Origin of the sequence: Burkholderia sp. Se-20373 (assembly GCF_017104705.1) — a bacterium.
GTDB lineage: Bacteria > Pseudomonadota > Gammaproteobacteria > Burkholderiales > Burkholderiaceae > Burkholderia.
Genome location: NZ_JAAGPH010000037.1, coordinates 52862 through 59411 on the forward strand (window position 1 = coordinate 52862; position 6550 = coordinate 59411).

Sequence of the window (6550 nt, forward strand, 5' to 3'; positions counted from 1 at the left end):
CCCTCCGCCGCGCGTCAGTGCGGCGGAGTCGTCGGGTTGAGTGCGCGCCCCACCTCGTCCGCCTCCGATCAGATCGCACCAGGCCTCGCGCGCAGACTGTTCAGCAGTGTGTCCCATACTTGCAACGCGCCCGCTTCGTCCACCGGCGAGGTGGCCTTTTCCGGTGGCAAGTCGTCGCGCGCGGGCGCGCCCAGCAGCAGTTCGACCGATGTATGCGGCTGCTCCACCGTCGCGGGATTCCCCGGCGCGAGCAAGTAGAAGCGATAGACGGTGACCGCGCCATTCCTGAGCGCAAACAGCACCTCCTCCGCGTCCATGCCGGCGACCTGCCGTTTGCCTTGACGCAGGATGCTGTAGCGTCCCGGCATGCGATTGAGTGTCGCGCGCAGCGCGCGTAGATTGCGGGTGAGCGGTTGCTCCAGATCGACGTCCACCGCATCCCGCAGCTTGATCACAAGCAGCGCCAGGCGACCCGGCATCAACGCGAACGACTGGCTCACTTCTTCCGAGTAAGTTGAAGGGCCGGCGACGACCCCGCCATCGAAGCAAAAGCCGGATTCCGTCGGCACGGCCCAGTTATCGCGCACCTTGATACGGCGGTAGGTATCCTCATAGATGCTTTCGGCCCGGTCCAGCACATCCGCACCGATCAAGCTCGTCGTCCGGACGAGCGTGTGGTTCGCGAACAGATAGCCTTCCGTATCGAACGGCAAGGCGACAGCTTTCGCCACGGCATCGTTGAAGACGAAAACCCGCGAGTGTGGCACCGGAGAGAAGGCCTTTTCCAGCGACATGCGTCCCGTCTGCTCCTGCAGATCAACGGGATTCACCCGCTGTTTGGTACGCAGTTCCTTCTCGCGCGCCGCGACTTTGGCATCGTAGTCCTCCGCTGACACATCGTGCGTCGTCACCAGCTTTTCGCCGCGGTACTCGTAACGCTCGTCCGAGATCTCGCTCGAGACGGGCCGGTCGAACATCAGGCGACCGATGCACCACGGACGCAATTCCGATAACAACGGATTGTTCACCCCGGGTTCCACGGCATACGCAAACGAGCAGGCACACAGCCCCGTCAGCAAGAGCAGCGAACGAACAAAACGCGCCATCACGACCCTCCCCGCACATTGATATCTTTCATTGTCTGCACCCTGTTACCGAGAAGCACCCGGCGTGTCCATGTTCGGCGTGAAGCAAGCCTCGACACCGAAGTCTTTCGTGACTATAGGCGAGCCCATGACTGGCGATCATCCGGGAGTCGGATTTCATCGGCGTGCTGCCGACCACGCTGCTCGATCTGTCGATCCACGAAAAGGCACTGGTGTCGCGGCAACCGCCGGTGCGCATGCCCGCGCGGCCTTACTGCGTGATCTGGCATCAGCGTTGGGACAGCCATCCCGCGCACCGCTGGCTCCGGCAGACGATCGTGTCGCTGTTCACGCGTCCGGCGGAGCAGCCGGGCGACGCCGTGCGTTCGCCCAAGCGACGCGCCACCCGCCAGAGCTAGACGCGCGGGCCTGCCGCGTCAGACGTTCGACACCAGCAGCCTGATCCCCGCCACGCCGAACACGACGGCAAGACACGCTTCCATCGCACGCCGGCCGCGCACGTACAGCCGGCGCGCACCGTCCATCGAGAACACGAGCGCATAGCCGCCGAACACCAGGCACCCGATCACGATGCAGCCCGGCACGACGGCACCGTGCGACGCGCTCGCGCCGTTCGACGACAGCGCGACGATCGACACCCACACGAGGATCGCTTTCGGATTGGTCAGGTGCAGCATCGCGCCGCGCACGTAGAAGCGCGACAGCCGCTGCTCGCCCGCCGCGTTCGTCGACGCCGCCGCGTTGCCCGACCACGCCGTGCGTCCCGACTTGAACGCGAGCCACAGCAGGTACAGCCCGCCGAACAGCTTGATCGCGACCAGCAGCTTCGACCACGCGAGCAGCGCGGCCGACACGCCGAGCGCCGCCACCGTCGCCCAGCACATCGACCCGGAAATGACGCCGAGCGCGAACGCGAGCGCCGCCTTGCGGCCCTGGTTCGCGGCGACCGACATGATCGCGAGATTGCTCGGCCCGGGGCTGGCCGTCCCGATGAAGTAGGCCGTGTAGGCCAGCAGCAGGTTGGCCGAGAAGAAGGCGTGGACGCTCATGTCGAACCTCGCAGGGATGATCGGGGCATTGTTGGCAAACGCGCGCCGTCTGCCCATGGACAATTGGCCGACAATTCGCTGGGCCAGTTGGACGGGGCGCGCAACCGGATCGCCACGGGTAAATCCGTCTCGGATTTGAAACACCCGGCACATTCGCCGGCGGCTTTCGCCGAGCATGGCGGACGCCCTGTCCCAACGCTTCCGCCGGCCCGAACGCTTGACAGGCGCAGGCGGCACGCGCGGGCCGGCCCGTTTCGTCAGACGGCCGGGGAACGCGCTACGCAATTTATCCCGGCGTTACGTTACATCCGTGAAGCATTTCGCCTCGGCGAACCGCTCCGCGTACTCGATATGCATCGCGCCGCGCCGGTAGACCGCCTCCTCGGCCCCCTCCACCCCCCAGTACCGGCGGGACTCGCGGCCCTCATCGCCTCGCGGCTCAACAATACTCAACAATCGTCTCGCGCCGCTGGTACGAAACCTGCATCCCGTTCGGGTAACCGCCGCGCCGATCACCGCGCGGACACGAACCCACCGTCGGGCGCATCCAGCGGACACGCCCGAACGATCCGAGCAAGTAACGAGGCCCTTCATGGATGCACTGCCCAATTCGTCCGACACGTCGTTCCAGCTCTTTCTCGCGAAGGTGCTCGAACAGCCGTTGCCCGACTGGACCGAAAAGCAGCAGATGGAACTCGAGATGGCACGCTCGTTGTCCACCGAAATGGTTCACCTCGCCGAGGACATGCGCGGCCGCACGCCCGATCTCGCGCGCTGCCTCGTGCTGCTCCGCTACGCGAAAGTGCTCGACTTCATGCTGACGTCGCTCGCCGCGCACCGCGACATTCATCCGCAGACGCTGCGCACGCTGTTCCGGCTCGCGAACCTGAAAGTCGACGATGCGTATCCGGCCTGAGCCGGCGCACTGCATCGGCCGCCGCGGGCGTCACGCACGGCCGCGGCAGCCTTTCCCGATGCGCGGCACGCGCATGCCCGACGATCTCGCCGCATGATTCCCAGGAACCGGCCATCCCGACAGGCCGGCGCACTCGGCGTGTTCGTGAAACGCAACGGCCGCGACGTCGAGCGGACGATGCGGCGCGTGTCGGCGGCCGACCTGTCCGATCGGATGGCCGACGATGACGGCAGCATCGACGACGCCGAAGCCGAAGCCGGTTTCGCCGATGCGAGACGCACGCCGTGACCGCTGTCGACTTCGACCGAATCTGGCCGGCCATCTGCGAAACTCCTGCCTGGTCCGTGACGAAAGGCCAGGGCAGCTTTCTCACGTTCGAATTCGGGCAACCCGCGCTGCATGTCAGGGAGCCGCTCGCCGGCTCGCCCGGCCTGTCCGCGACGGCACGGGACAGGCTCGCGTCGCGGCACGTGACGGTGGCCGGCAGCGGGCACCTGTGGATCTGCTACTGCCATTGGTCGATCGCGCTCGACGGTCACGAGCTCGCGCACAGCGAGTCCCGATCCGGCGACATCGCGGCCGCCGCGCAACGGCTCGACGGGCAGATCCTGCAGTCGGTCGCGCCCTGCGCCCAGCCGGGTTCGTGGGCGTTCGATTTCGACCTCGGCGGCAAGCTGACGACCTGGCCGTACGGCGACGATCCGGCCGACGAACAGTGGCATCTGTACGACCGGCGCTCGGGCAACGTGCTGACCGCCCGCGCGGACGGCACCTGGTCGTATGGCCCGGCGAACCCGCCGCCCGGCAGCGGATCGTTCGGTTCCGAATAGCCGCCCGCGTGCTTTCGTCCGCGCCCGGCAGCACGCCGGGCTGATGCCGTGCATCAGCGTGGCGGACGGCCCCGCCCCGCAAACGAAGGTACAATCGCGCGCCATGAACGCACTTCGCCGCTTCCTGCTCCGCCAAGGCGTCGCGCGACAGCTTCTGTGGGGGTTCCTCCTCGTGACGCTGCTGTCCCGCGCGCTGATGTCGGGCGCCGTGATGCTCGATCCGGACGGTCCGGATGCGGGCTCGGTGGTGCTGTGTTCGGGCCGCGGCCCGCTGATCGTCAACGTGGCCGCGCTGGCGGCCCGTTTCGATGCCGGCGCGCCGATCACACCGGCCAACGACGCGCACGCGCTCGCCGACGCGCTCAAGCATGACGGCCATGCCGACAATGCGACCTCGTCCGGCAGCGGCGACAGCCTGTGCGCATTCGGCGCCGCGCTGTTCACCGCGCTGGCGTCGTTCGTGCTGCTGGTGCTGCTGTTTCCCGCCGCCGCGCCACGGCGCTTCCGGATTCACGTCGACCGCATTCCTGTCGTGCGATCGATCTTCGACGATCGCCCACCCTCCCGCGCCCCTCCGCTGTCCTGCTGACGGTTCCGCCCCGCGGCTCGTGCACGTCGACGTGCGCGGGCCTGCATGCCGTTCGTCTCGCACGACCTGATTCAAGCGTTCACCCGCCTGCCCGCCTCGCGCGGGCGACGCCGTCATGCGCCGCTTCCGCGCATGGCGCCGCGCCGCCCGTTTCGTCGATGCCGGCAGGCGGGCGCAACGCGCGTTGACGCCTGCCGGCCCGTGCCGGCGCGGCCGCTCAACGAACCCGAGGAGCTGACACCATGTCGACCACCGTCGAACGGGCGATCTCGCCCGCCCAATCCGCCCACGCCGGCTACCGGACGCTCTGGCGCTGGCACTTCTATGCCGGCCTGTTCGTCATGCCGTTCCTGGTGGTCCTCGCGATCACCGGCACGCTCTATTGCTTCCAGCCGCAGATCGAGCCGCTGCTGTATCCGCACCGGCTCGTCGTCGAGCCGCGCGCCACGCCGCGGCTCGATGCCGACACGCTGCTCGCGAGCGCGCGCACCGCGATGCCGGCCGGCGCGACGCCGGTGTCCGTGCAGGTCTCGACCGCGCCGGACCGCAGCGCCGAATACGTGTTCCGGCTGCGCGACGGCAGCCGCGAGAGCGTGTACGTGAACCCGTACGACGGCAGCGTGCTCGGCACGCTGAGCGTCGAGAACCGCTTCATGCAGATCGACCGGATGCTGCATCGCAAGCTGCTGCTCGGCAAGACGGGCGAGTTGCTGATGGAGCTCGCCGCGTGCTGGACCTTCGTGATGATCGGCACCGGCATCGCGCTATGGTGGCCGCGCGGCGCGACGCGCGTCGGGCAGGCACTGCGCCCCGACCTGTCGCTGCGCGGCCGGCCGCTGTGGAAAAACCTCCACGCAACCGCCGGCATCTGGCTCGCGGCCGGCACGATCGCGTTCATCCTGACGGGGCTGCCGTGGTCGGGCTCGTGGGGCAAGAACTTCAAGGCGCTGGCCGCGACCGTGAACCTCGGCGCGCCGGAAGGCGCATGGGGCGGCGGGTCGGTACGCTCGACGCGCCCCGGTGCCGCCGCGGCGCCCGCACCTGCCCAGGCTGCCGCACCGTCCGGCCATCACCACGACGCCGGCGAGTCGATGCCGGGGATGGTGATGGACGACCTGCCGTTGCCGCAAACGCCGTGGGCGGTCGGCAACGTGCCCGTTCCGCATTCGCCGTCGGCGCCGACGCCGACGCCGGCACCGCTGCCGCTGGCCCGCGCGATCGCGATCGTCGCGGGCCTCGGCGTGACGAGCGGCTACACGCTCGCGCTGCCGTCCGGCACGGATGGCGTGTTCACCGCATCGTACTTCCCTGACGACCCGAAAGCCGAGCGCACGATCTACCTCGACCAGTACAGCGGGGCCGTGCTGAAGGACATCCGCTACGACGACTACGGCGCGGTATCGCGCGCCGTGTCGTACGGCACGTCGCTGCACATGGGCCGTTATTTCGGGCTTGCGAACCAGATCGTCTGCGCGGTGCTGTCGCTCGGGCTGGCCGCGATGGCCATCACGGGCGCCGTGATGTGGTGGAAGCGCCGCCCGGCTCGCAAGTTGGGCGCGCCGTCGCGCGAACGCGGCGCGCCGCCGATGCGCGGCTGGATCGCGGGGCTCGTGCTGCTCGGCATCGTCTTCCCGCTAATGGGCGCGACGATCGTCGCGGTCTGGTTGATCGACCGTCTGCTGTTCGGCCGTGCGGCACGCGCCGCGGCCTGATTCATCGCGCGCCGGCATACGCGGCGCGACGACGCGACAAGCCCGGGCCACCGCGTGGCTCGGGCTGTTCGCGCTCGTGCTCGCGCTCGTCGCGCCGCTGATCTCGCAACTGCGCGCGGCCGCACCCGATGACGGCCTGCCGGCCGCGCCGATCTGCTCGGCCACCGGCAGCACGCTCGTGGCGCACGCGCAATCGCAGGCGTCGCCCGATTCGTCGTCCGATTCTCCATCCGACAGGCATTTCGACCGCTGCGGCTATTGCGGCCTGCTCGCCGGCCATCCGCCGCTGCAGTCCGCGGTGTTTCTCTCCGCCATCCCGGCCGCGCGGCATGCGCCGCCCGCGCCGCC

General features: G+C 68.7%; 9 protein-coding genes. 7 read left to right on the forward strand and 2 right to left on the reverse strand.

The annotated features are described in order from the left end of the window. Positions 1-68: 68 nt before the first annotated feature. A complete protein-coding gene (locus tag G3N96_RS15150; RefSeq protein ID WP_206137680.1) occupies positions 69-1106 on the reverse strand; it encodes a T6SS immunity protein Tli4 family protein in 1038 nt (345 codons plus the stop codon). A 164-nt stretch (positions 1107-1270) separates the two neighbouring features. Between G3N96_RS15150 and G3N96_RS15155 the strand changes: the two genes are divergently transcribed. Further along, entirely contained in the window at positions 1271-1504 is a 234-nt protein-coding gene (locus G3N96_RS15155) for a hypothetical protein (RefSeq protein ID WP_206137681.1), read from the forward strand. An 18-nt stretch (positions 1505-1522) separates the two neighbouring features. On the opposite strand, the gene G3N96_RS15160 is transcribed toward G3N96_RS15155, so the two are convergent. Beyond that, a complete protein-coding gene (locus G3N96_RS15160) occupies positions 1523-2155 on the reverse strand; it encodes a LysE family translocator (protein ID WP_206137682.1) in 633 nt (210 codons plus the stop codon). A 592-nt stretch (positions 2156-2747) separates the two neighbouring features. On the opposite strand from G3N96_RS15160, the gene G3N96_RS15165 reads away from it, so the two are divergent. The 6 genes from G3N96_RS15165 to G3N96_RS39860 form a co-directional block, all read left to right on the forward strand. Then, the gene (locus tag G3N96_RS15165; RefSeq protein ID WP_069259119.1) at positions 2748-3071 is read left to right on the forward strand and encodes a DNA-binding protein; all 324 of its coding nucleotides are present in this window, start codon (positions 2748-2750) and stop codon (positions 3069-3071) included. Between the two features lie 93 nt (positions 3072-3164). After that, a complete protein-coding gene (locus G3N96_RS15170) occupies positions 3165-3359 on the forward strand; it encodes a hypothetical protein (protein ID WP_206137683.1) in 195 nt (64 codons plus the stop codon). Further along, on the forward strand, positions 3356-3901 hold the full coding sequence (locus G3N96_RS15175; RefSeq protein WP_206137684.1) for a hypothetical protein: 546 nt from the start codon (positions 3356-3358) through the stop codon (positions 3899-3901). The genes G3N96_RS15170 and G3N96_RS15175 overlap by 4 nt, the downstream gene beginning before the upstream one ends. Before the next feature lie 103 nt (positions 3902-4004). Next, entirely contained in the window at positions 4005-4490 is a 486-nt protein-coding gene (locus G3N96_RS15180) for a hypothetical protein (protein WP_206137693.1), read from the forward strand. Positions 4491-4732: 242 nt separating this feature from the next. After that, positions 4733-6202, forward strand: a complete 1470-nt coding sequence (locus tag G3N96_RS15185) for a PepSY domain-containing protein (RefSeq protein ID WP_206137685.1) — start codon at positions 4733-4735, stop codon at positions 6200-6202. Beyond that, positions 6180-6550 (forward strand): DUF2946 family protein (locus G3N96_RS39860; RefSeq protein ID WP_206137686.1); only part of this gene is annotated, 371 nt, incomplete at its 3' end. The genes G3N96_RS15185 and G3N96_RS39860, both read left to right, overlap by 23 nt.